Genomic DNA, 24,503 nt, shown 5'->3' with positions numbered 1-24,503 from the left:
AACTGTTTTATTGCCAAAAATAATAAATGAGATTATCATGAAGTCAAACATAATAATTATAATTAACTATGTATATTACTTGCCCAAATTGCCAAACAAGATTTATTGTTACAAGCAATCAAATAGGTATTAACGGACGACGAGTAAAATGTTCCAAATGTAGCCATTTGTGGTATCAGAAATTAGACTATAATACTAGTACATTAAATGACTTTAAAGATAAAGTAAATACGGGCACTATTAAAACTCCTATTAAAAATCATTACAATGCTAATGTGCCGGTTATTTTACCGTATATTCCTCCTAAGACAAAATATAATATATTTCCAATATTATGGACTAGCTTTATAATTTTTTGTTTAGTGATATTACTAATAGATAGCTTTAAATTCTTAGGTAAATATGATCAATTAAAGATAGAAGAAATTAATTTAGGCAAATCTCGTCATATAGGCGGTATGAAGATATTTTATAAATTATCTAATGAGTCTGATTATTTAATTTTTGATCCTATAATCAAAGTGAGAGTAATGGACACTAATAATCAAGCTTTAGATGAATATGTATCAATTACAAAACTACAAACAAAAATCCCTGCAAAACAAGCAATATATCTAGAAATGAATATTGAAGGGATCCCTATTACAGCAAAATATATTGATATTGCTATAGGTAATAGATTAGGACTTTTATTTAAGTGAGGACGTTGTTGCATAGACCGACAAAATCCACTGTTATCCCGTGGTTTAACCATGTGGTCCATCAAAACAATTAAAACACTATTGAGTATTGTATGAGTGTTGCCGTTGACCTGAGTATAAAGGCAATTGATGTCATGCCCATGTAGGCGGGAATCCAGTAAAACATATAAAAACAAGTTTTTATATGTTTATTTTTATTAAATTATGTAATCTATATTCAGGTTGTCTTCCTTTGCAGGAATGACATACTAAACGTTCATACAATAGAGAGTCAAGCCACACTATAACACCTAACGCATTTTTCGACCCACGCAACGATGCTATGTGGGAATGACATAGGGGCTATGCAACAACGTCACTTAAAAATAAAAATACCCATAAGCTTTGGCTTATGGGTATTACTAAAGATATAATAACTTTCGTGTATTAGGAAGTACAATTTGTGCTAGTATCACTTGATACCATATTAACAATCTCTGGAGCTTTAAATAATATAATGATTGCAGTAACTACCACTAAAGCTACTTCCCACTGCAATTTTCCTCTTAATGTTTGAATTCCCAGAACAATTATACCGATAACAGCTATACCTTTTGCAGTATTGCCTCTGAATACTTTAATTAACTTACATAATGTCTCACCTACAGGATCGGCCGCCGTATCACCTAAGCTATCAAAAGCTACTATAATAATAGCCACACTTAGAATAGTAAATAATATGCGTAATGATAGATTATAATCTATTAATTCTTCGTTTAATTTACGAATAGGAAAGTTCATATGTTTTACCTCAATAAAATAATTAGCATTTAAAAAGTAATGTATAATTTATTTATATATAAATCAACTCCTAAATATATGCAATTTTAATTAATATGCAAAAATATTTTAAAAACACTTATTTTAAGTAACATTATAATCACATATAGTATAATTTAACTTCCAAATATATAAACAAACGTAAATAAAAATAACCAAACCACATCCACAAAATGCCAGTACCATGCAGCACATTCAAACCCTAAATGTCCATTACCTTCTGTAGTAAAATCTCCTCTTTTTGCTCTAAAGTAGCAAATTATTAGAAATATAGTACCTATAATTACATGGGCTCCATGAAAACCCGTGGCTAAATAAAAATTAGAAGCATATATACCATCTGTAAATTTAAACGCCGCATGGTAATATTCATATGCCTGCATAGTTGTAAAAAATATTCCAAGCAATATGGTAAGAGCAAGTGCAGTTACACAATCTTTTTGATTTTTTTCTTCTAAGGCGTAGTGAGCCCAAGTAACGGTAGTGCCTGATAAGAGTAGTATTAAAGTATTGATAAACGGAATATCAAACGGCTCAAAAGTTTTAATTGTAGGTGGAGGCCAAATGCCCTGCTTTACAACCCATACACCGTCTAAAAGACCTACGGGTGATAGACTTGATTTAAAAAAAGAAGCAAAAAATACACCAAAAAATACTATTTCCGTTAAGATAAATAACGCCATACCTATTTGTAAACCTTTTCTAACAGGACTAGTATGCTGATGTTCGACTATTCCTTCTTTCACTACATCTCTCCACCAAGAATATAAACAGTAACCTACTGAAATAATCCCTGCAGATAAAATATATATATTAAATTTGTAGCCATGCATGAACGAGACACCGCCTATAACCAAAAGAAGTAAAGCAAAAGATGTTAGGACGGGCCAAGGGCTTGGGTCTACTATATGGAATAAGTGCGATTTAGTAATAGAATCTGAATTATTTAAAATTATCTTTTGACTCATATTGTTATTTTATATTGCCGAGTTATCACCAATAACAAACTACAAAAGTAATCTGCTATTCGCATGAGTGAAAATAAATATAAATTATTATTGATGTAAAAGCAAATTCTAGAAGCAGATTATATAGAAAATATACCCCGTAACTCAGAATTACATTATTTATTATTAATGACAACTAAAATCTCTTGACTCTTTATATTATTCAACTAATACATAGAACGCTAATAATGTTTAAGCTCCATTGTTGTAAGACCAATCTGTCAAAACTTAATATTAAGTTTTGACAGGGGTCTATTATTATAAGTGAGTAAAATCATGAAGTATAATGGAGGAGGTTGTTGTCTTACAGCAACGGAGCTTAACCCCTGGCACCTTTATTTATTAATTCTAGATTAGGTTTAGGCATAAATTAAATAAAGGAATTGCAAGTAGTATTAGCTATGTTTGATAAAAATAAAGATTTATTAATTCTAAACAATACAAACGCAACAATTAAAGCAAAAATTAAAAAAAGTTTTTCTTTTCATCACCATTTCTAATAATATTAATTAATGTTTTTTTATTATCTTCTTAATATCTTAGAAGTAAAATATTGCGAGATTTTTCAACTAATTAAGCTGTTAACTCTAAATTTTCTTACTTAAAATTATAGAGATACGACAAATTATCTTCACTATTTTACTAGTTATTTCTGCAAATATTGCCTCAGTACTATCATTCATTATAGCAATATTTTTATGTTCAATTTCATCAAGTCGAAATTTGATAATATTATTTAATAATTCTGGCTCAACATTTTTATTTTCTAAATAATTTATTTGCTGTTCATAATGTTTTTCTATTACTTCTTCTACACTCTCGGTAATAAGCATCGCCGTTTTTATTCCCATCAAGGAAGATAAAGCACCAAGTAAAAATCCGTAATGATGCCAAAAAAATAATAAAAACGTGGGTCTTACTTCTTTTTCCAGTAATTTTTTTTCAAAATAATTTAAATGCACTTCTTCGTGGTCAAGCATTTCTTTAATCAATATATGATCATTTTGAGATTTAATATATTTTAGCTGTCCTTGATAAATTCTTTTTGCACCATATTCTCCGGCGTGATTAACTCTAATTATCTCGTGAATCTGTTTGTCAGGGTCAGAAAAATCAGGTCTAGGCATAATGTATACTCGTTTAATTTGAAAAATTGGCTATGTCATCTTATAAGAGCTACGGTGCTCACGAAGTATACGCTCCACTCCTCGCCTTATAGTCTCCTTGCTCTTTTCCAAATTAAACTTCGTCTACTCTTCATTTATTTTGGAGTATACTTTGGAATAAATCAAAACTAGCCGGATTTAACTTATAATCCACTTCTGCCTGTTGTAGCACTTTTAAAGTCTTTAGACATTCAGTGAGGCTAAGACCGTTTGCTATCTTCGTAAAATCATTAATATACTGATAGAAAATCGGTGGTGATAATGATTTTATTGCGAGTTCCAAACGCTCACCGTTTTTTACTTTCGACAAAACTATATATAAATTTAAATAATGCCTTATTAATGCTCTAATAATTAAAACTTCATTGATATTTTGTTTTTTTAATATATCAAGCTCTTGCAGAAAATTACTATAATCTTTTTTTGAAAAATACATTGCTAAATCACTGCCGTTTGCCGTAATTTCGCTACTTATAACTTCTAGAACGTCGTTTAAAGTAATTTCGCGTGCGTCGTGAACAAAATATATTAATTTATTTATTTCGCTACAAATTAAATCATGATCACCTTTTAAATGAACTTTTAAATAAGTGATAGCTTCTTTACTTATAACTTTATTAGTTTTTTCTACTTTACCTAAAATAATTCGTTCAATTTTTGCTTCATCGTCATGATAACAAGCAACTGCCGCTAAATATTCTTCCGTTTCAAAAAACTTTCTAATGCCCCCACTAGAAGTCATTTCTTCACCTATAAATACAGGAAAATTTATATAATCACTGCTTAGAATTGTTTTTAAATTCTTATCGATTAAATTCCCAACCGATCTAATTTTAATTAATTCTTTTTGACCAAAAAAATTAGACGAATTAAGTAATATTTCTAAAGATGAAATATTAAGATCTGCATATTCTATAGAAGTTTGTAGCATATTTAAGCTTTTTACTAAATGCTTACAAATTTTTTCTATATAACCTTTATCAGGACCATATAGTAAAAGAGCTCTAATCTTTCCAGATGTTATTAGTTCAAATAATCTACCTATTTGTGAAAAATAAAATTTCATAGCTTAACTATTTCCGTGTAAAATATAAAATTAATCTGCTACGAATTTCTTCTGCTGCTTGATATGCCAAGTCTATTCCTGTTTCATCTCTTTCAACATTTGTTGCATATGGTGTAAAAATAGCATTATATGACGTGTTTTGGTAAAATTTCTCTTCAATTAAAACCTTTTGGCTTTCTATATCAATTAATTTATATCTAACTAATTGATTAATATATTCCCTTAAAACATTGGAGTTTTTTTCAATAGTAGCAGGCATAGTTGTTGCAATAAGCTTTACTTTAAGCAGGTATTTTGCTTGTACTTTCTGAGGTAAAATACTAGTTAAACGATGATAAAACTCAGCTCCTTCAATTGTTCGAATCGGTGCAACTTCAATAGCTTCTAAATCATTATTTCTGTATTTTTCACTATATACCGGTTTTAAATTACAACTACTCATTAGAAAGAATATAATTATTACAAATAAAGAACGCATATATTAGATTAAGATTGGTTTTTTATATTAATAACAGTTTATTTCAATTTTGTGAAAGAAAATTATAAAATTAGCATTTATTAATATTTATAGTAATAATATGTTAATTTATGTTGACATTAATAAGTGAGGCTTGTACACTGCCGCTTCACAATTTTTAAGGTATTAGATGGTATTAAATAAACTTGTTCTCAGTATTCCACCAATACAAATAGCATTAAAATAAGAACATGTTTTTCCCTCGAAGTAACTTTAACAAAATATAGCTCAACAAAAAATATTGAAACACTCAAAGTAAATACAGATGAAGCTAAAACTGTAAAGATTACAAAAGATGATTTAGAAAAATCTTTTGAGTTATATGAAGAAAAATTGATAATATTAGCACAAAAACTATCATCACAAACATCAATGAGTTATGATGCTTATAACCCTCAAACAGAGTATTACCCATTGATAGGAGAAGATGGAAATATCAAGTATATCCCTACTACTGAATTATAATTTTTTAAGCTTTAAATTTAATCGGTAAGTTTTAAATACTTACCGTTTTTTATTAAAGAACTCTCTATATCTTCCTTGCAAATCTAATACTCTATGTTAAATTTACAAGGAAGATGCTTGTCCGATAATTTACAAAATTTTTATACAAGCTCCATTATTGTATGCTTATTTTTTCCGATTATAGACATATCATCTTCTAAATATTTGTGCATATCTTCTGCCCAACCGTGCCATGGTTTTTCTATATTAAGCCAGTCTATAATATCTCGTTCACAATTTTGCAATATTTCTAATATTTCTTTACTAGTATTATAATATGATGGAGTAAGACCTGCAGCATCTTTGATCATTACTAAATAAGGATTTTTTGCTAATAAAGCTTTGATAATCTCTTTGTTAGCAATTCCTGTAACTGCTGAATGTAACACTGTTGAAGCATTATAGGTTATCTCTGTTACGTATTTAGCTAATTCTAATATTTTTTCAACTAATGTTTGTTCTTTATCCTCAACCGCATCATGTAAGATATACTTATTATTTTTATCAAATAGAAATGCTTTTAGTTCATCGGCATCATTCTTGTCTATTAATGCTTTGCATTTTCTTAAGAAGCTTCTTTTTTAGAAACATCCCTCTCTATAGCATCATCTGAACGTGGTGATGTTAGTGAATCTAGAGTTATTACGATTTTTTGTAAAAAACTTAAAAAAAGATGTTTTTTGTTTTATCTACTGTAGGTATTTGTTCTTTAATCATTAATTCTCCTAAATTTATTAATTATTTTAGGGGGGAATTGTTAATATTATTTCATGAGATTGCCACGCAGCAACAATGCTGTCTCGCTTTTGCAGGAATAAAATAAAATCCACACAAAAATGACCTAGTTGGCGAACTACTCTGAGCTAATTTGCAATTCTCCTAAAATATAAGATTATAAATTTAAGAATAATAACGCAACAAACCAAGTTGAATTACTTCATTGATTAAGAATTGTTAATTTATCACAATGTCATTAGTTACTGAAGTTTTATATTTTCCATATCCCAATCATGAGAAATAGTATTATACTTTAATATATAAGGCTTAGTATCTATAGAATCTAGAGTTACATCAGCAATCATATCATCATGCGACGAGATAAGTTCATTATAACCGAAATTAGCATAATAAGGTTGATAATTTCTAAATCTAACCGTTATAAACTTCTCTTTAGTAATAGCAGGTAAGAATTTCACCAAATCATCAAGATTACTTAAAGCTAAATCTTTCATCTCAAAAATTTGCAATCTATAAACATTTTTATAATCTTTAGTAAAAAATATTGGTATAGAGCTAAAGCTACTACCGGATTGAACGGAAGCTATACTTAGAGCTTTAAGCGGAATACCTGATTTATTACTAAAATAATCATCGGCTTCAAAAAATACTGCACCGCCGAAATTTATCATTTTAGCGATTTTATTATTGTTCACATCATATAAATCTACTGCTTGTTCTAGCTTTTTTCCGTCACGAAATATAGTAAGTTTAATAGCTATTCCTTTGAAATTATCCATTTCTCTATCAAATAATGCTAGATTGCCGCCGAGTTCCTTATCATTAACTGCCCAAATAATATCACCGGCTTTTAAAGATTTTTCAGCAGGTGATCCGGCTAGAACTGCCTTAACGCTTATCACTCTATTTCTACTATCAGGAAATTGCTTTATATATTTATCCATTTCTTCTTTAGGGAAATTGTGATGTCTAACTGCTTTATTTAAAGAATATAACTCGCTTATTATTCCTATATGTTTTCTGCCTGGTTGTTTATTATTCTTTAAACTTTCTAAAGTGCGAGCTACATAATCACCGTGCAGCGCTAGAGAATGAGTTTTACCGCCACCATATAATACTCCTATAGCCTCAATCTTATCGTTTAATACCGGTGAACCGCTAGCACCTCCTGTAGTATTTAAATTAATAACATAAGTACATTGTGGCATTAAACCTTCAATATTATAAAGATCGGACAAATAACCGGTATGGAAAGAAAAACCTTTTGCTTCTGTGTTACCGACTACAAAAACCTTTTGATTTAATTTTGGCAGTTCGCTTGCAAAAGATATTTGCGTTGCTGATGCCGGTATATCTTTACTCTCTACTTTTAAAATGGCATAATCTTGCCAAATATCGTAATAGATAAGTTTTGCTTCTGCCTGCTCACCGTTATAAAAAGTAACAAAATAAGTTCCGATAGACGCACCGCCGACAACATGAGTATTAGTAATTATATAACCGTTGTTCTTATCGTTGATAAATCCCGTTCCAGTCCAACTACTTGTATCGTCATATGCCGATACGGCAATTCTAGTATCGATCGTTACGATTGCTTGCTTTGCTTTTTCAAATATAATAGTGCTTGTTTCGCTAGATGCTAAAACTATATTATTTAGGAAAACTAAATTAATAATAAATAAAAGTTTTAGTAAAATCGGTAGTTTTTTCATTGTCACCTCTTGTAAAATCATTTAAGCCACACTATATCAAATCAAAAGTCATAATAAAATATAAAAAAGAAAACGAGGAATCTTATGGGAAAAGTAATAGGTATCGACCTTGGGACTACCAACTCTTGTGTTGCGGTCATGGAAGGTAAAGAACCAAAGGTAATAGAAAATGCAGAAGGTGAAAGAACTACGCCGTCAATAATAGCTTTTGCAAACAGCGAAAAATTAGTCGGGCAATCTGCCAAGAGGCAAGCAGTAACTAACCCTCGCAATACTATATATGCGGTAAAGCGATTAATCGGTAGAAATTTTATCGATCCTATGGTTAGGAAAGACCAAGGTATTGTACCGTATAATATAGTTAAAGCCGATAACGGGGATGCATGGGTCGAAGCGGATAATAATAAATATTCACCAAGTCAAATTAGTGCATTCATTTTACAAAAAATGAAAGAAACTGCTGAGAATTATTTAGGGGACAAAGTAACACAAGCAGTAATTACCGTACCTGCTTATTTTAATGATGCACAGCGTCAAGCAACGAAAGATGCCGGTAAAATAGCAGGTCTTGAGGTCCTTAGAATAATCAACGAGCCGACTGCTGCAGCTCTTGCTTACGGTTTCGAGAAATCGGCAAGTAAAACTATTGCAGTATACGATCTTGGCGGCGGAACATTCGATGTTTCAATTCTTGAAATCGCTGACGGTGTTTTTGAGGTGAAATCAACAAACGGCGATACATTCCTTGGCGGTGAAGATTTCGATACAAGAATATTAAACCATTTAATAGATGTATTCAAAAAAGAAAACGGTATAGATTTAAGTAAAGATCCTTTAGCACTTCAACGTTTGAAAGAAGCCGCGGAAAAAGCTAAGAAAGAGCTATCTTCTGCAGTAACTACCGATATTAATTTACCTTATATTACGGCTGATAGTAGCGGTCCAAAACACTTAAATATTAAATTTACTAGAGCTGAACTAGAAAAATTAGTAGATGATTTAATTGAAAAAACAATTGAGCCTTGCCGTAAAGCATTACAGGATGCAGGTTTTAAAGCTTCTGATATTCAAGAAGTAGTATTAGTAGGCGGTATGACTAGAATGCCGAAAGTACAAGAAGCCGTAAAAAAATTCTTCGGACGTGAGCCGCATAAAGGCGTAAATCCCGATGAGGTTGTAGCTCTCGGTGCTGCTATTCAAGGCGGAGTACTTAATAAAGAAGTAACGGATATATTATTATTAGACGTTACACCTCTATCCCTTGGCATTGAAACTCTCGGCGGCGTATTTACAAGATTAATCGATCGTAATACTACTATACCTACTAAGAAAAGTCAGGTATTCTCAACTGCTGATGATAACCAGCATGCCGTAACTATTAGAGTATTCCAAGGTGAACGTGAAATGGCAAAAGATAATAAATTACTTGGTCAGTTTAATCTCGAAGGTATACCTCCTGCACCAAGAGGTTTGCCGCAAATAGAAGTAACGTTTGACATTGATGCTAACGGAATAGTGCATGTTTCAGCTAAAGATAAAGCAAGCGGTAAAGAGCAGAAAGTAACTATTCAAGCTTCCGGTGGTCTTAGCGATGCAGAAATTGAACAAATGGTTAAAGATGCCGAACAAAATGCTGATGAAGACAAAAAGCGTAAGGAACTTATTGAAGCAAAAAATGCTGCCGATAGTTTAGTTTATTCTACTGAAAAAACTCTTACAGAATATGGCGATAAATTATCATCAGACGATAAAGGAGCTGTTGAAGAAGCACTAGCCGCTTTAAAAGCCGTGCTTGAGTCGGAAGATGCTGCTTTGATTAAAGAAAAGACCAAAAGTTTAACTGCAGCTAGCATGAAAATCGGTGAAGCGATGTATAAAGCACAAAGCGAGAGCCAACCTGCTGAAGAAAGTACTGCTAATGATGAAAAAATAGTAGATGCCGACTTTCAAGATGTAGAGAAGAAGTAGAAGTAATTTCGTCATTGCGATCAGCTATAGGCTGCGTGGCAATCTCGTTAAATATATCCTGGATTGCCTCGTCAAATTATTATGTAATTTTCCTCGTAATGACGTTACAATCTCATTTTATAAATTAAATTATGTCACAAGATTATTACCAAATACTAGGGGTTAGTAAAACAGCTAGCCAAGCTGACCTTAAAAAAGCCTACCTCAAGCTAGCCAAGCAATATCACCCTGATACTACTGATGCTAAAGATGCTGAAAAGAAATTTAAAGAAATCAATGCCGCTTATGATGTTCTAAAAGATGAGCAAAAAAGAGCTGCTTATGATCGTTTTGGACACGATGCTTTTCAAAATCAACAATCACGAGGGGGAGGAGGAAATCATGGCGGTGTTCACCCCGATATTAACGACATATTCGGTGACTTCTTTAGCGACTTCATGGGAGGCAGCAGAAGATCATCACGCCCAACTTCAGCTAAAGTTAGAGGCTCAGATTTAAAATATAATCTGACAATTAACTTAGAGGAAGCATTTCACGGTATAGAACAAAATATTAGCTTTTCTAGTGCAGTAAAATGCGATACTTGTCACGGTAGCGGTTCTGAAAAAGGTGAAACCGTAACTACTTGCGATGCTTGCAGCGGTGTTGGAGTGACTAGAATGCAGCAAGGATTCTTTACGATCGAACAAACTTGTCATAAATGCCAAGGTAACGGACACATTATAAAAAATCCTTGCAAGAAATGTCATGGCATGGGACGCTACCATAAACAACGAAATTTATCGGTAAATATTCCTGCCGGTGTTGAAAACGGTACTAGAATAAGACATACCGGAGAAGGGGAAGCAGGTATTAGAGGCGGTAATAGCGGTGATTTATACATTGATATAGCAATAAAACCACATGATATTTATAAAGTAGACGGAGCACATCTACATTGTAAACTACCTATTAGTTTTGTGAATGCTGCTCTTGGAGGAGAGGTAGAAGTACCGGTAATTGAAGGCGGAAAAGTAAACTTAACAATTCCTGCAGGCACACAAAATGGTGATCAATTAAGGCTACGCAGCAAAGGTATGTCTAAAATGAGATCAACTATTAGGGGTGATATGCTTACGCATATTCATGTCGAAGTACCTAAAAATTTATCTAAAAGACAACGTGAATTACTAGAAGAATTCAAAAAAGAATCCATAAATGAAAAAGAAAATGACGGCAGCTTTTTTAATAAAATGAAAAGTCTGTGGTCGTAAATTTTATTTACCTTTCCTATAGAAATGAAGCCTCCAATATTATAAAATATTATTTGCATAATATTACCGGAGGTTTTTATGCCTTATAAAAATAATAACAATTTACCTGATTCAGTTAAAAATCATTTTCCGAGCCATGCTAAGGATATTTATCGCGAAGCTTTTAATCATGCATTTGAACAATATAAGGGTGCCGATAAAAGACGTGGAAATGACTCTAGAGGGACAGTGGCACATAAAGTAGCATGGTCGTTGGCCGTAGAAAAAATACCATAAAAATGATAAAGGATATTGGGTAGAGAAATAAGTCTAAGAATATAGACCTATTCAGAAACTCTACTTCTAGGGGTAATCTGTACGTCGATCCGGTACTCGAATCCTCACGTACAAGTGTACGCTGCGGTTCTGCGTTCTGTGTCTCCTTCAAATTCCGCCCTATAAACAAGTTTCTAAATAGGTCTAATTTATAAGTTTATGAGATTTTAAATTGAATCCTTGAAATTCTGTAAGCCTATATGTATATTTAGTTATTAAATGAATTTAAGTTCTTATGAAATTAACAAAATTATTGAGTACCCTTTTAGTTATAGGGTTAGTTTTAGGCGGGTGCAAAAACAAAAAAAACAGTGATGACATAGTAGTCCCTATCCCTACCCTTTATAATGAAGGTATTACCTTATTGGAAAAGAAAAAATATAAGAAAGCTGCAGAAGAATTCGGAAGAGTATTTTACCAGCATCCAGGTAATGAAATGACGCCGCAAGCCGAATTGATGCAGGCTTATTCTTTATTTCTTGCCGCTCAATATGAAGAAGCGGTTGATGTGCTTGATATGTTCATTAATTTGCACCCTGCAAATGTTGACATTGCTTATGCATATTACCTTAAAGCATTATCATATTATATGTTAATTTCAGACATAAATCATGATCAATCTAGAACTTTCCTAGCTAAAGATAGTTTTGAAGACGTAATAGCAAAATTCCCAAATACTAAATATGCTATTGATTCATCTTTAAAAATTGACCTAGTAAACGATCATTTAGCAGGTAAAGAGATGATGGTAGGTCGGTTTTACTTAAAGAAAAAGAATCCGATGGCAGCTATAAATAGATTTGAAGAGGTAATTGATAATTATCAAACTACTTCTCACGCGGTAGAAGCTCTTTACCGTTTAGCCGAGAGTTATATGATGCTCGGACTTCCGGATGAAGCAAAAAAATATGCATCAGTGCTAGGTTACAACTATCCTGATAGTCAATGGTATAGTTATGCGTACAGGCTAGTTCAGAACCACCAAAATTAAGTGGCATATGTTCTGCAGTCTCTCAGTTAAAAACTTTATTCTGATAGACGAGCTGGAAATTGAGTTTAATAAAGGTTTATGTGTTATTACCGGTGAAACGGGAGCCGGTAAATCTATTTTACTTGATGCTATTTTATTTTGCTTAGGTTATAAAACTTCAAATAATATAATAAAGCATGGAAAAGATTACGCTGTTGTTAATATAATATTCTCTTTAAATGAAGAAATAAAAAATTTTCTGATTCAAAATTTTATTGAACCTGAAGAGTTGTTGTTTGTAAAGTGTCTGCAAAAAGCCGAAGGACGAAAAAATTTTTTCATTAATAATCAAGTGGTTACTAAAGCTCTTATGCAGCAATTAGCTACTTATTTATTCGAACTTCATGGACAAAATAATAATATTTCTCTTCTAGAAGCAAATACGCAGCGTGATATTTTAGATAGTTATGGAAATCTTTTAGACTTTCGAGCGGAGCTTTCCAAATGCTATCAGACTTGGCAAAATACTCGGAAAGAAATGGCCGAAATAACACTTAAGCAAAATTCTATAGAACAAGAAATTGATTATTTGAGCTTTGCAACGGAAGAATTAACTAAACTGAACATTCAAACAGGTGAAGAAGAAAAATTAGCAAATCTACGAAAAGATTTGCAAAATAAAGATAAGGATTTACAGCTAATAAAAGATATTCTAGAACAGATTAATAACCCTGAAATAAATACATCGATTAATAGAGCAGAAAAATTATTAGCAAGGCAAGGCAACAATGAGCGTTTTGAAGCTATCTTTACAAGTTTAGAGGAAGCCTATAATAATCTAGAAGAAGCACGCCAAGAATTATCAAATCTGTTAGATAGTTTTAATTATGAGGAATATAATCTTGAAGAAACAGAAGAAAGATTATTTTTAATAAAAGCTATTAGCCGTAAATATAATGTTCCTGCTGATGAGTTAGGTGTATTTTTAGATAAATCTTTAGAGCAGCTCAGTATATTAAAAAACAAAATAGCAAATAGTAATGAGTTGAAAGCTCAAGAAATGCTACTGCAGAAAAAATATTATGAACTAGCGAGTAATTTGTCTGCAAAGCGTCTTATTGTTGCAAAACATCTAAAAGAATCATTGCATCAGGAGCTAAAGCAGCTTAAAATGGCGAAAGCAATTTTTGAGATTGAGATAAATGCTAAAGAACCAACAGCCGACGGTAATGACGATGTTGTGTTTAAAGCGTCTACTAACCCGGGAACGGCAGCTGCAGCAATTAATAAAATCGCTTCCGGCGGTGAATTATCAAGATTCATGTTAGCTTTAAAAACTTCTTTGTTTGATAAAATGGTAAAACCATCTATTATATTTGATGAAATAGATGTCGGGATTGGCGGAGAGGTCGCAGATAAAGTAGGTGAGCGATTAAAAAAACTTAGTAGCATTACTCAAGTAATAGTTATTACGCACCAGCCGCAAGTAGCAGGTAAAGCGGATTTGCATATAAAAATCGAGAAAACACAGCTAGAGAAAGAAACAAAAGTAACGGTAAAAGCTTTAAATTTAGCTGAAAGACAGGAGGAACTCGCCCGCATGATTTCAGGTAAAACAATTACCAAAGCAAGTTTAAAAGCAGCAAAGGAGTTGTTGCATTTGTAATAGGCACTAGCGGTACGGTTTTTATGTCATTCCTGCGAAAGCGGGAATGACATTATAGGGAACATATGAACAACAACTACACAAAATTAGAAAACGAATTTGCAACCATCTCACATTTTAATAATATCTTGAGCATATTATACTGGGATGTTGCCGTAAATATGCCTATGGGTTCAGGTGAGAGTAGGACAAACGAAATAGTAACTTTAACGTCGCTAGTTCATTCTATGCTCAAATCTCCTATTCTAAAGGAGCTACTTAGCAAGGCAAAAGAAGAATCAAAGAACCTTGATGAATGGCAGAATGGTAATATTAGAGAGATTGAGAGAAAAGTAACAGATGCAAATTGTATTGACGAGCAGCTACAAAAGAAAGTGGTAGCTGCTACTACTAAAGCCGCACTTGTTTGGCGAGAAGCAAGAAAACATAACGACTATAATTTATTCAAATCACACTTACAAAAAGTCTTAGATTATACGAAAGAAGTTGCTAAAGTACGAGCAGATGCTTTTAATTGCGGATTATACGACTCATTAATAGATATGTTTGATCCAAGCAGAAAAAGTAGCGAGATCAAACAAGTTTTTTCAGTACTTAAAAAAGAACTCCCGCAGCTCATAAATAAAGTTTTAGAAAAACAGAAAAGCGAGAAAGAACTAGTAAAGAACAGCGCACTAGCTCCTGAAATGCAAAAGCGTATCGGAAAACGCATTATGGAAATTATGCAGTTTGATCTAACAAAAGGACGATTAGACGAATCGACTCATCCTTTTTGCGGTGGAACGCCAAACGATATACGTTTAACTACTAGGTATGATAAAGATAGTTTCATAAGCGGTTTAATGGGAATTATTCACGAAACAGGACATGCTTTATATGAGCAGAATCTACCGGAAATGTATAAAGGGCAGCCGGTTGGGCTTGCTAAAGGTATGGCCTTCCATGAAAGTCAATCTTTATTTATGGAAATGCAAGTAGGTAGATCAAGAGAATTTACCGAATTTTTAGCTAAATTACTTAGAGACGAATTTGCTTTTAAAAGCGAAGAATATTCAGCGGCAAGTTTATATAGAAAAATTACAAGAGTTACGCCTGATTTTATAAGAGTAGATGCAGATGAAGTAACTTATCCGATGCATGTAATATTACGTTTTGAGATAGAAGAAATGCTTATCAATGACGACTTGAATCTCGATGAGTTACCAAGCTGTTGGGATAGTAAGATGCAGGAATATTTAGGTGTTAAACCTATAAGTTTTAGTAACGGCTGTCTTCAAGATATTCATTGGTCACACGGAAATTTCGGTTACTTTCCCGCCTATACAAACGGTGCAATTATCGCATCAATGGTGATGAAAAAAGTAAAAGAGATGCATTCAAATATAAAAGATGATATATTAAAGGGTGATTTTAGTAATCTAAATAATTATCTAAATAAGAATTTTAGAAATCTCGGTTCGTTAAAAAATTCAGCCGATTTATTAAAAAGTGCTAGCGGTGAGGCAAAAATTAGCCCTGAGGTGTATATAAGATATTTAGAAGGGAAGTATTTATAGTCAAAAAATCGTTATTGCGAGGAAATTACAAAGTAATTGACGAAGCAATCTCGGGAGAATTACTGAGATTGCCACGCTCCTTGCAGTCGCTCGCAATGACGATTAGGTATCTTCGCAATGACGGCTTATGACAAAAACTAAACAATACAAACAATAATATGGAAGAAGACTTAAAAAAAACAGGTTATTTATTTGGTGGGAATGCTGTTTTTGTTGAAGAGCTATATAAGCAATATCTAGCCAACCCTGCCTCGGTTGATCAAACTTGGCAAGAATTTTTTGCCGGCATTAAGGATAATAATACTTTACTCAATAAAAGTACGGCAAAAATAATTATCCCTGATGAAATAAAAAAAGAATCGTTAAATAATAATTTATCTTCTGAAGACTTAAATAGTTTAAAAGCTAAGGAAATGATCAATGCTTATCGCAAGCATGCTCACTATTTAGCGAATCTTGATCCGCTTGGTCTTGAGCTACGTAAAACAAAAAATGATTTAAAGCTTAATATAGAAGCTTTTGGTCTTGATAGCGGTCAGCTAGAAGAAAATATCAATATTACGGATGAATTTGTCGGTACTTGGAACTGTAAATTATCTGAATTAGTGACCAAGTTCGATAAAGTTTATACAGGTTCTATAGGTGTAGAGTTTGAGCAAATAGAAAATGTAGAAGGAAAAAACTGGTTATATAATAAGCTAGAAAGCGAAGTTACGTTTTCTTCTGAAGACAAAAAAACTATCTTAAATGATTTAGTAGAAGTAGAAGGGTTTGAGCAGTATTTACATACAAAATTTCCTGGAGCTAAGCGTTTTTCCGTTGAGGGTGGTGATGCTTCTATAGTTGCTATGAGTAAAGCTATAGATTTATCCATGCATCAGGGCGTCTCAGAAATCGTTATCGGCATGGCACATCGAGGGAGATTAAACACTCTCACTAAAGTAATAGGTAAGCCATATAAAGCCGTTATTGCAGGCTTCATAAGCGGCAGCGTATTTCCTGATGAGCTAAATGTTTCAGGCGATGTAAAATACCATTTAGGCTATTCGTCCGATAGAACTCTAGAGGATAAGAAAATATACTTGTCGCTAGCCGATAACCCTTCACATTTAGAAGCGGTAAATCCTATAGTTGCAGGAACAGTAAGAGCAAAGCAAGATATTCTTGGAGATACTAAACGCAGCAAAGTCAAAGCTATTTTAGTGCATGGCGATGCTGCTTTTTGCGGTCAGGGCGTGGTTGCCGAGAGTCTATCAATGTCACCTTTAGCTGCTTATGATATCGGCGGGATATTGCATTTCGTCATTAATAATCAGTTAGGTTTTACGGCTAATGCTGCAGATACTAGAACTAGTAGATATTCTACGGAGTTTGCTAAAATCATAGCTGCCCCGATTTTACACGTTAACGGTGACGATATAGAAGCAGTGTTAAAAGCCACCAATATTGCGGTAGAATACAGGCAGAAATTCGGTAAGGATGTTGTAGTAGAAATTATTTGTTACCGTAAATACGGGCATAATGAGGGCGATGAGCCGATGTATACTCAAGGCAAGATGTATAACATTATTAAAAACAAACTGACCCCTGGAAATATTTACGCAAATGAGTTAGTAAAAAGCGGTGTAATCGACAATAATTATTTTGCTAAGTTAAAAGAAGAATTTAAAGCAAAACTAGATAAGGAATATGAGCAGGCAAAAAGTTATAAGCAAGAAGCACATTGCTTAGGCGGATTATGGCAAGGTATTGCTCGTACTCGTACACAAGCTACAATAACGGGTATCAGTAAAAAAACATTACACGATTTAGGAACTAAACTATGCGAAATACCGAAAGATTTTGCCGTTAATCCAAAACTTGTAAAACTATTTGAAGCTCGAAAAGCCACTCTAACAGCTGATCAACCTATTGATTGGGCGACGGCAGAGCAGCTCGCTTTTGCAAGCTTGCTTGCTTCAGGCACAAATATAAGGCTAACCGGACAAGATTCGGGGCGCGGTACTTTCTCGCATCGTCATTCAGTGTTGCACAACCAAATTGATGATACTACCTATATACCTCTAAATAATTTATCTAAAGAACAAGCAAAATACGAGGTAGCCGATAGTAATTTATCTGAATATGCGGTGCTTGGTTTTGAGTATGGTTATTCACTCGCAAACCCAAAAAATTTAGTTTTATGGGAAGCACAATTCGGTGATTTTGCTAATGGAGCTCAGATTATTTTTGACCAGTTTATTTCAAGCAGCGAAACTAAATGGCTTCGTATGAGCGGGCTTGTGGTTTTGTTACCTCATGCATTTGAGGGACAAGGACCGGAGCATAGTTCGGCAAGACTTGAGAGGTTCTTACAACTGGTGGCTGAGAATAATATGTATGTTACATACCCTACTACCCCTGCTTCGATTTTCCATCTGCTACGTCGCCAAATACTTGATGATACCCGTAAACCGTTAATCGTAATGTCGCCGAAATCATTATTACGTCATAAATATGCCGTATCTAAACTTGACGAGCTAGGTGAAAATACTACTTTCTTACCGGTTTTAGATGAAGTAACTAAAGTAGATACAAACAATATTACTAAAGTAATTTTATGTAGCGGTAAGGTATATTACGATCTATTTGAAATGCGTGGCAATAACAGTAATATAGCGATTATTAGGCTTGAGCAATTATACCCTTTTGAAAAAAAACTTGTAGCATCGCTATTAAAAAAATATAATAGGACGCAGGAGTTTATTTGGTGTCAGGAAGAACCAAAGAATATGGGAACTTGGTGTTATATAGTTTCTCACTTAAACGATGCTTTAAAAGAAGCAGGAATTAATAATGAATTTAAATATGTAGGTAGAGAGGAATCAGCCTCTCCGGCAGTAGGTTCGCTGCAAGCACATAATAAACAGCAAGAGAAGCTATTAAGGGCAGCATTGGGAATATGATTCTTAGGGTATTGCCTAATAATCGTCATTGCAAGCGACTAAAAGGAGCGTGGCAATCTCAGGAATTTGCCTGAGATTGCTTCGTCGAGGCTTATAGCGTCTTCTCGCAATGACGATAAAACTATACAGGGCGATGCTATACAAATATAGGAGTAAAATAAATTATGAGCGTTAAAATTATAGTACCGTCGCTTGGGGAGTCCGTAACGGAAGCAACTATTGCCAAATGGCATAAGAAAGAAGGCGATTCGGTTAAAACCGATGAATTACTGTTAGAAATCGAAACCGAAAAAGTGACTTTAGAAGTTAATGCTCCTTGCAACGGTACTATAGGTAAAATATCGAAAACTGACAGTGCAAATGTAGCAGTTGGCGAAGAAATAGGCGAAATAAATGAAGGGGCAACTGCAAATACTACCGATACTAATAATGCATCTGCTAAAGCTCAAGCAGTGACGCAACCTACTTCAGAAAAGCCTGTAGAAAAACCTGCCGTGGCTAATAATACTCTTGCTCCTTCTGTACAAAAATTAGTTACCGAAAATAAGCTTGACCCCAATAATATAAAAGGAACAGGTAGAGACGGTAGAATTACCAAAGGTGACGTGCTTGAAACAATAAACACTACGGCTACTTCTGCTCCTGCAATAAGTAAATCTAATGAAGAAAGAGTGCAGCGTGTTCGTATGTCACGCTTGCGTAAAACTATTGCACAACGTTTAAAAGATTCACAAAATACAGCAGCTATTTTGACTACTTTTAATGAAATCGATATGTCAAAAGTAATTGCTTTGCGTAATCAATATAAAGAAGAGTTTGAGAAAAAGCACGCTGTGAAACTTGGGTTTATGTCTTTCTTTGTTAAAGCAACAATTGAAGCTTTAAAGCTTATTCCGTCGGTAAATGCTGAAATAGACGGTGATAATTTAGTATATAAAAATTACTATGATATAGGTGTAGCTGTTGGAACAGAGCAAGGGCTTGTTGTACCGGTTGTTAGGAATGCCGATAAAATGGGATTTGCCGAAGTGGAGAAAGCTATAGAAATTTTGGCTAAAAAAGCTCGTGAGGGTAAGCTTTCTATGGCTGATTTGTCAGGTGGGACATTCTCGATTTCTAACGGAGGCGTATATGGCTCATTATTATCTACACCAATTATTAATCCTCCTCAATCAGGTATTCTAGGCTTACATAAAACCGAGGAAAGAGCTGTAGTTATAGACGGTAAAATTGAAATACGTTCGATGATGTATATAGCTTTATCTTACGATCATCGTATAATTGACGGGAAAGAAGGAGTATCGTTCTTGGTAAAAATTAAGCAGCTTATTGAGAATCCTGAAAAGTTATTGTTAAATTTGTAAAAAATTGTCATTGCGAGCAGCCGTAGGCTGCGTGGCAATCTCATGAAATAATAACCAAACTCCTGAGATTGCTTCGTCAATTACTTCGTAATTTTCCTCGCAATGACGTGGTCCCGTTTTTACTCTTTAAAAAAAGTAAAATCATTCAAAGAAAGGAAGTATATAATAATGATAAAATGTACTCGTCGTATTGAGTTCGATGCAGGACATAGAATTATAGAACATCAAAATAAATGTCAATTCCTGCACGGTCATCGCTATGTTCTTGAGATCGCTATAGCTGCAAACAAAACCGATAAACTTGGTATGGTAATCGATTTTGGTTTAATTAAGGATTTAGCTAAAAAATGGATTGATGAAAATTTTGATCATAGCTTAATCCTACATCAAGACGATAAGGAAATGGGGCAGCAAATAGAAAATTGTACCGGTCAAAAAATATATTACATGCAAAATAACCCGACTGCAGAAAATATAGCGACGCATTTAAAGAATGAAATTTTTCCTAAACTTTTCGTAAGTCAAAACTTCTTCATAACGAGCCTCAAACTATATGAAACACCAAATTGTTTTGTTGAGGTTTAGGCATGCAAGATTGCTGTGTAATTTTAACTACTACTAATGATTTGCAAATTGCCGAGAAAATAGCATCTGTTTTGTTAGAATTAAATCTTACTGCTTGCATTCAAATTGACGATGTCAAAAGTTACTTTAGATGGGATGGTAGAGTAACTTTAGAAACTGAATATAGACTTGTAATTAAAACAAACTCTTCTAATTATAATGAAATTGAAAATAAACTCCTTGAAATTCATAATTATGAATTACCGCAAATAATAAAAATAAATATTGACTATGGCTTCCAAAAGTACCTAGAATGGATTAATCAAAATAATAAATAGATTTATAGTTGAGCAAATTTAAAAATTAAGTAAGTAAATTATGAAATTATGGCAAAAAGTTACCTTAGGGTTAATTTTAGGTATTATATTTGGTATATACTTACCACAATATGTTAATTATATTAAACCTATCGGTGACATTTTCTTACGTTTGATAAAAATGATCATTACCCCTTTAATTTTCTTCAGTTTAGTTTCCGGTATCACTAGTATGAATGATAATTCTGCCCTTGGTAGAGTAGGAATGAAAGCGGTAGCCGCTTTTTTAGGTACTACTTTTTTTGCCACGGTTTTTGGACTCACTGTTGCCTTAGTATTAAAGCCCGGAGTAGGCGTACATATAGATTTCACCTCTTCAGGAACGACAAGCAGAACTTCATTTAATATAATTGATTTTTTTGTAAATATCGTCCCTGATAATGCTGTTGGGGCTTTTGCAAACGGTGATGTCTTACAAGTTGTATTTTTTGCTATTTTTGTTGGAATTACCTTAAACAAAATGAAATCTATCGGTGAACCTATTACTGATTTAATTCATGTAATGTCAAAATTAATATTAAAAATGATATCGTTTGTTATTCAATTATCCCCTTACGGTGCTTTTGCTTTAACAGGCTGGATTGTAGGCATGCAGGGAGTTGAGGTAATGATTAGTTTATCAAAACTTGTTGTAGCGGTAGTTGTGGCAATGACATTCCAATATTTAGTTTTTGGCTTACTTATATGTGTATTCTGTCGTGTTTCACCTATACCTTTTTATAAGAAAAGTTTTGAGTATCAGATACTTGCTTTTTCTACCTCAAGTAGTAAGGCGACTCTTGCAACTACTATGCAAGTTTGTCGTGAAAAGCTTGGCATTTCAGAGTCTAGTACTTCGTTCGTACTTCCGATAGGTGCGTCAATTAATATGGACGGCTTTGCTATAAATTTATCTCTTACCACCATATTTTTTGCTCAAATGATGGGAGTAACGCTTGCTCCTCACGACTATTTAGTAATTATTCTTACCTCAACACTTGGATCTATCGGTGGTGCCGGTATTCCCGGTGCCTCTTTGATAATGCTTCCTATGGTTCTTTCTTCGGTTCACTTACCTATAGAGGGAGTAGCAATTATTGCTGGTATTGACCGAATACTTGATATGCTACGTACTACTATCAATATTACCGGCGATGCAACAATTACTATGATTATAGATAACAGCGAAGATACTTTAGATAAGGAAGTATATTTATCTTAATGATATTGCTAACTAAGACCAGACATTGTCATTGCGAGCAATTATAAGTATTGTTGTCTGGATTGACAAATGCGTTTTATGTCATTCCCGCAAAAGCGGGAATCCAAGGAAAAGCGAAATTAAAATATAGTTATCAAAATTTCTTTTCTTGTTTTTAACTTTTAATTAAAAAAACTATTGATTTTAGAATCTAAAGCATGTATTACAATAGTTATATTAACTTAAGGTTAAAGATATATGTTAAATTTCCTAAGTAATGCAGTACAATCAAAAAGGTTTGTATCTATAAATAATAGAACTGCAGTAAGTGATATACCTGAATCGTTTTGGTATTCTATCGCTAAAAATAACTGTGATATTAATTGGGAAAATATACCATTACAAAAAAGTCCTTTTCAGATTATTACTACTCAAGGTTAAATTCAAGCATTAAAACCTAAAACCATAATTGAATTTAGAAGTTTTAAAGGAGCTTCCGCCCTTTGGTTAGCAGATATACAAAGTTTATCGGTAAAAGACAGTAAAGTTATTAGTATAGATATCGATTTTGAAAATATTGATCAAGCCGTAAAAGAAGATAATAGAATAGAATTTTTACAAGGTGATTCTAATAAAGTAGAGGCAATATTCCCAAAAGAAAAAATATCTGAAATAATACATCCTATACTTTGAATAGAAGATGCTCATATTAATAATAGGTATTTTAGAATATTTTCATAATAATATTTTTGAAGAAGGGGATTATTTCATCATATTGACTATAATAATGCGTGCTATGATGTTTGGGGGAAAATTTTAGATGAAAAAACTTGTATAGTAAAATTAGAAAATTTAAACAATAAAATCGTTAGATTAACTAGCTGGTTAAAAGAAAACAAAGCTTTATATTTAGTAGATACAAAATATGTAGATCCTTTCGGTATTATTAGTGCTTCTAAAAACTGGAACTCAGTTATAAAAAAGATTTAGATAAATTATGAGAAAGAAAATTTATCTAAAAAATTTTAATACTAATAGTGATGAGGTTTTAAACAATTTTACTAAAAATCCATATAAATCTACTGTATTTTTTAAAAATTTTTTAGAAACAAAATATGTAAATTATACAAAAGAAATTAAAGATGCCATAAATAATAATGCAGAAATTATACATATAAAAAATAAAAAAAAATTATAATATAATGACTCCCTATGACGGGTGAGGTACGGATTAGCGGAATAGAAGAATTAATTTATCATATGTATGGAGTAATAGGGATAATTGGTAGTTTGCCTGTATTATATAAAGAGGAAGATAAGAATATTATTAGAGCAGTAGCATCAAGACGTAATTCTCATAATGAACGTAGCTCTCAATCGCCGTATAATGATTGAGATTGGCATGTAGATACTGCATACCGTCCAATGACCAAGAAAAGTGATAACTTATCTCCTATAGTTGACTATTTATTTTTGGGATGTACATAAAGGACATGAGAATCTACCTGTAGTATATATTAGCCTTAAAGATATATTAAATCAATTGAGCTACCAAGATATCTTAATCGGACTTAGTAATGAATTTACAGTAATAAGTGCAGATTCTTTTTCATGTAAAATAGTGAGCAAGAACCTCCCTTTATTAGTAGAACATGCTACCGGTTATTATAGCAGAATAAAAATGGTATTCCTGATACACAAAGAGCAGCAGGGTTTTTAAATCAAATTAGAGAAATCGTAGATCAAAAATCTATTCAAAACTATATATATGTTACGTCCGGTGATATTGTTGTATTAAGCAATAAAACGGTTTTACATAAAAGAGATAGCTATAGTCCTAAATGGGATGGGCAAGACCGTTATTTTATTAGAATATATTCAGTGAAAGATATAAACCAAGGCATATTAGCAAATGCTCCTCAACCTTGGATATAGATATAATAAACATCATACCAGACGGCTTTATGTAAATCACGTAAAAACGTCATTGCAAGCATTCATAGAATAGTAATAATTGTCCAGTAGATAGGATCTCTTGTTGCATGGATCGATTTTTCAGTTGTCATACCGCGACTTGATCGCGGTATCCAGTTTAAAATACTAAAATTATTAGTA

Annotated in this window: 23 protein-coding genes and 3 pseudogenes; 18 read left to right on the top strand and 8 right to left on the bottom strand. The window is 32.9% G+C overall.

Translation table 11 applies throughout. The features are described from left to right. Positions 1-68: 68 nt before the first annotated feature. Positions 69-701, top strand: coding sequence for an MJ0042-type zinc finger domain-containing protein (locus A3305_RS04355; RefSeq protein ID WP_014391907.1), 633 nt, complete (start codon positions 69-71; stop codon positions 699-701). Positions 702-1,127: 426 nt separating this feature from the next. Here A3305_RS04355 and A3305_RS04350 read toward each other — a convergent pair whose 3' ends face one another. The 5 genes from A3305_RS04350 to A3305_RS04330 all read right to left on the bottom strand — a co-directional run bounded on the left by A3305_RS04350 (position 1,128) and on the right by A3305_RS04330 (position 5,237). Next, positions 1,128-1,481, bottom strand: coding sequence for a TrbC/VirB2 family protein (locus A3305_RS04350; protein ID WP_014391906.1), 354 nt, complete (start codon positions 1,479-1,481; stop codon positions 1,128-1,130). Between the two features lie 155 nt (positions 1,482-1,636). Next, entirely contained in the window at positions 1,637-2,488 is an 852-nt protein-coding gene (locus A3305_RS04345) for a cytochrome c oxidase subunit 3 (protein ID WP_041860488.1), read from the bottom strand. 626 nt (positions 2,489-3,114) lie between these two features. Beyond that, entirely contained in the window at positions 3,115-3,654 is a 540-nt protein-coding gene (locus A3305_RS04340; protein WP_012736532.1) for a demethoxyubiquinone hydroxylase family protein, read from the bottom strand. 130 nt (positions 3,655-3,784) lie between these two features. Continuing rightward, the gene (gene holA, locus A3305_RS04335) at positions 3,785-4,759 is read right to left on the bottom strand and encodes a DNA polymerase III subunit delta (RefSeq protein ID WP_014391903.1); all 975 of its coding nucleotides are present in this window, start codon (positions 4,757-4,759) and stop codon (positions 3,785-3,787) included. Positions 4,760-4,766: 7 nt separating this feature from the next. Then, a complete protein-coding gene (locus tag A3305_RS04330) occupies positions 4,767-5,237 on the bottom strand; it encodes a hypothetical protein (protein ID WP_014391902.1) in 471 nt (156 codons plus the stop codon). 169 nt (positions 5,238-5,406) lie between these two features. Between A3305_RS04330 and A3305_RS04325 the strand changes: the two are divergent. Next, positions 5,407-5,741 (top strand): annotated as a pseudogene (locus A3305_RS04325) (hypothetical protein). 140 nt (positions 5,742-5,881) lie between these two features. Here A3305_RS04325 and A3305_RS04320 read toward each other — a convergent pair. Both A3305_RS04320 and A3305_RS04315 read right to left on the bottom strand, forming a co-directional pair. Beyond that, positions 5,882-6,169 (bottom strand): hypothetical protein, encoded by a 288-nt coding sequence (locus tag A3305_RS04320; RefSeq protein ID WP_014391901.1) that lies wholly within the window; start codon positions 6,167-6,169, stop codon positions 5,882-5,884. 588 nt (positions 6,170-6,757) lie between these two features. Further along, positions 6,758-8,251 carry a S1C family serine protease gene (locus A3305_RS04315; RefSeq protein ID WP_014391900.1) on the bottom strand — a complete coding sequence of 498 codons (1,494 nt, stop codon included), beginning with the start codon at positions 8,249-8,251 and terminating at the stop codon, positions 6,758-6,760. Between the two features lie 63 nt (positions 8,252-8,314). On the opposite strand from A3305_RS04315, the gene dnaK reads away from it, so the two are divergent. The 3 genes from dnaK (at position 8,315) to A3305_RS04300 (ending at position 11,727) form a co-directional block, all read left to right on the top strand. Then, a complete protein-coding gene (dnaK, locus tag A3305_RS04310; protein WP_014391899.1) occupies positions 8,315-10,198 on the top strand; it encodes a molecular chaperone DnaK in 1,884 nt (627 codons plus the stop codon). 131 nt (positions 10,199-10,329) lie between these two features. Continuing rightward, positions 10,330-11,451: a molecular chaperone DnaJ gene (dnaJ, locus tag A3305_RS04305; protein WP_014391898.1), complete on the top strand. Its 1,122-nt coding sequence runs from the start codon at positions 10,330-10,332 to the stop codon at positions 11,449-11,451. Positions 11,452-11,529: 78 nt separating this feature from the next. Further along, positions 11,530-11,727: a ChaB family protein gene (locus tag A3305_RS04300; protein ID WP_014391897.1), complete on the top strand. Its 198-nt coding sequence runs from the start codon at positions 11,530-11,532 to the stop codon at positions 11,725-11,727. Here the strand turns inward: A3305_RS04300 and A3305_RS04295 are convergent. Then, positions 11,669-11,900 (bottom strand): annotated as a pseudogene (locus A3305_RS04295) (palindromic element RPE1 domain-containing protein); the annotation flags it as partial. The gene A3305_RS04300 and the pseudogene A3305_RS04295 sit on opposite strands and share 59 nt — an antisense overlap. 101 nt (positions 11,901-12,001) lie before the next feature. Between A3305_RS04295 and A3305_RS04290 the strand changes: the two are divergent. The 13 genes and pseudogenes from A3305_RS04290 to A3305_RS10390 all read left to right on the top strand — a co-directional run bounded on the left by A3305_RS04290 (position 12,002) and on the right by A3305_RS10390 (position 24,108). After that, positions 12,002-12,757: an outer membrane protein assembly factor BamD gene (locus tag A3305_RS04290; RefSeq protein ID WP_014391896.1), complete on the top strand. Its 756-nt coding sequence runs from the start codon at positions 12,002-12,004 to the stop codon at positions 12,755-12,757. Positions 12,758-12,764: 7 nt separating this feature from the next. Continuing rightward, a complete protein-coding gene (gene recN, locus A3305_RS04285) occupies positions 12,765-14,402 on the top strand; it encodes a DNA repair protein RecN (RefSeq protein ID WP_014391895.1) in 1,638 nt (545 codons plus the stop codon). 65 nt (positions 14,403-14,467) lie between these two features. Then, the gene (locus A3305_RS04280) at positions 14,468-15,958 is read left to right on the top strand and encodes a carboxypeptidase M32 (protein WP_014391894.1); all 1,491 of its coding nucleotides are present in this window, start codon (positions 14,468-14,470) and stop codon (positions 15,956-15,958) included. A 158-nt stretch (positions 15,959-16,116) separates the two neighbouring features. After that, entirely contained in the window at positions 16,117-18,903 is a 2,787-nt protein-coding gene (locus tag A3305_RS04275) for a 2-oxoglutarate dehydrogenase E1 component (protein ID WP_014391893.1), read from the top strand. Positions 18,904-19,067: 164 nt separating this feature from the next. Next, complete coding sequence (gene odhB, locus A3305_RS04265; RefSeq protein WP_014391892.1) at positions 19,068-20,267, top strand: 2-oxoglutarate dehydrogenase complex dihydrolipoyllysine-residue succinyltransferase; 1,200 nt, start codon at positions 19,068-19,070, stop codon at positions 20,265-20,267. A 168-nt stretch (positions 20,268-20,435) separates the two neighbouring features. Continuing rightward, positions 20,436-20,852: a 6-pyruvoyl trahydropterin synthase family protein gene (locus tag A3305_RS04260; protein WP_014391891.1), complete on the top strand. Its 417-nt coding sequence runs from the start codon at positions 20,436-20,438 to the stop codon at positions 20,850-20,852. A 2-nt stretch (positions 20,853-20,854) separates the two neighbouring features. After that, on the top strand, positions 20,855-21,169 hold the full coding sequence (gene cutA, locus A3305_RS04255) for a divalent-cation tolerance protein CutA (protein WP_014391890.1): 315 nt from the start codon (positions 20,855-20,857) through the stop codon (positions 21,167-21,169). 40 nt (positions 21,170-21,209) lie between these two features. Beyond that, complete coding sequence (locus A3305_RS04250) at positions 21,210-22,409, top strand: dicarboxylate/amino acid:cation symporter (protein ID WP_014391889.1); 1,200 nt, start codon at positions 21,210-21,212, stop codon at positions 22,407-22,409. Between the two features lie 237 nt (positions 22,410-22,646). Continuing rightward, positions 22,647-22,829 carry a hypothetical protein gene (locus tag A3305_RS10410; RefSeq protein ID WP_014391888.1) on the top strand — a complete coding sequence of 61 codons (183 nt, stop codon included), beginning with the start codon at positions 22,647-22,649 and terminating at the stop codon, positions 22,827-22,829. After that, positions 22,830-22,976: pseudogene (locus tag A3305_RS10405) on the top strand (CmcI family methyltransferase); the annotation flags it as partial. A gap of 409 nt (positions 22,977-23,385) precedes the next feature. Continuing rightward, entirely contained in the window at positions 23,386-23,586 is a 201-nt protein-coding gene (locus tag A3305_RS10400) for a hypothetical protein (protein ID WP_226983999.1), read from the top strand. A gap of 14 nt (positions 23,587-23,600) precedes the next feature. Continuing rightward, complete coding sequence (locus tag A3305_RS10395; RefSeq protein WP_041860487.1) at positions 23,601-23,783, top strand: hypothetical protein; 183 nt, start codon at positions 23,601-23,603, stop codon at positions 23,781-23,783. A 64-nt stretch (positions 23,784-23,847) separates the two neighbouring features. After that, entirely contained in the window at positions 23,848-24,108 is a 261-nt protein-coding gene (locus A3305_RS10390) for a hypothetical protein (RefSeq protein WP_226983998.1), read from the top strand. Positions 24,109-24,503 lie beyond the last annotated feature (395 nt).

Origin of the sequence: Rickettsia amblyommatis (assembly GCF_002078335.1) — a bacterium.
Classification (GTDB): domain Bacteria; phylum Pseudomonadota; class Alphaproteobacteria; order Rickettsiales; family Rickettsiaceae; genus Rickettsia; species Rickettsia rickettsii.
Note: the sequence above shows the minus strand (reverse complement) of the source record. Positions and strands in the feature narration are given on the sequence as shown.

Bases quoted from the DNA above. Each gene is read 5' to 3' on its own strand.
- A3305_RS04330 (WP_014391902.1), bottom strand. From the start codon at position 5,237: ATGCGTTCTTTATTTGTAATAATTATATTCTTTCTAATGAGTAGTTGT.
- A3305_RS04345 (WP_041860488.1), bottom strand. From the start codon at position 2,488: ATGAGTCAAAAGATAATTTTAAATAATTCAGATTCTATTACTAAATCG.
- A3305_RS04260 (WP_014391891.1), top strand. From the start codon at position 20,436: ATGATAAAATGTACTCGTCGTATTGAGTTCGATGCAGGACATAGAATT.
- A3305_RS04315 (WP_014391900.1), bottom strand. From the start codon at position 8,251: ATGATTTTACAAGAGGTGACAATGAAAAAACTACCGATTTTACTAAAA.
- A3305_RS04355 (WP_014391907.1), top strand. From the start codon at position 69: ATGTATATTACTTGCCCAAATTGCCAAACAAGATTTATTGTTACAAGC.
- dnaJ (WP_014391898.1), top strand. From the start codon at position 10,330: ATGTCACAAGATTATTACCAAATACTAGGGGTTAGTAAAACAGCTAGC.
- dnaK (WP_014391899.1), top strand. From the start codon at position 8,315: ATGGGAAAAGTAATAGGTATCGACCTTGGGACTACCAACTCTTGTGTT.
- A3305_RS10410 (WP_014391888.1), top strand. From the start codon at position 22,647: ATGTTAAATTTCCTAAGTAATGCAGTACAATCAAAAAGGTTTGTATCT.
- A3305_RS04290 (WP_014391896.1), top strand. From the start codon at position 12,002: ATGAAATTAACAAAATTATTGAGTACCCTTTTAGTTATAGGGTTAGTT.
- A3305_RS04250 (WP_014391889.1), top strand. From the start codon at position 21,210: ATGAAATTATGGCAAAAAGTTACCTTAGGGTTAATTTTAGGTATTATA.
- A3305_RS04275 (WP_014391893.1), top strand. From the start codon at position 16,117: ATGGAAGAAGACTTAAAAAAAACAGGTTATTTATTTGGTGGGAATGCT.
- A3305_RS10395 (WP_041860487.1), top strand. From the start codon at position 23,601: ATGACGGGTGAGGTACGGATTAGCGGAATAGAAGAATTAATTTATCAT.
- holA (WP_014391903.1), bottom strand. From the start codon at position 4,759: ATGAAATTTTATTTTTCACAAATAGGTAGATTATTTGAACTAATAACA.
- A3305_RS04280 (WP_014391894.1), top strand. From the start codon at position 14,468: ATGAACAACAACTACACAAAATTAGAAAACGAATTTGCAACCATCTCA.
- odhB (WP_014391892.1), top strand. From the start codon at position 19,068: ATGAGCGTTAAAATTATAGTACCGTCGCTTGGGGAGTCCGTAACGGAA.
- A3305_RS04340 (WP_012736532.1), bottom strand. From the start codon at position 3,654: ATGCCTAGACCTGATTTTTCTGACCCTGACAAACAGATTCACGAGATA.
- A3305_RS04300 (WP_014391897.1), top strand. From the start codon at position 11,530: ATGCCTTATAAAAATAATAACAATTTACCTGATTCAGTTAAAAATCAT.
- A3305_RS04350 (WP_014391906.1), bottom strand. From the start codon at position 1,481: ATGAACTTTCCTATTCGTAAATTAAACGAAGAATTAATAGATTATAAT.
- recN (WP_014391895.1), top strand. From the start codon at position 12,765: ATGTTCTGCAGTCTCTCAGTTAAAAACTTTATTCTGATAGACGAGCTG.
- cutA (WP_014391890.1), top strand. From the start codon at position 20,855: ATGCAAGATTGCTGTGTAATTTTAACTACTACTAATGATTTGCAAATT.
- A3305_RS10400 (WP_226983999.1), top strand. From the start codon at position 23,386: ATGAGAAAGAAAATTTATCTAAAAAATTTTAATACTAATAGTGATGAG.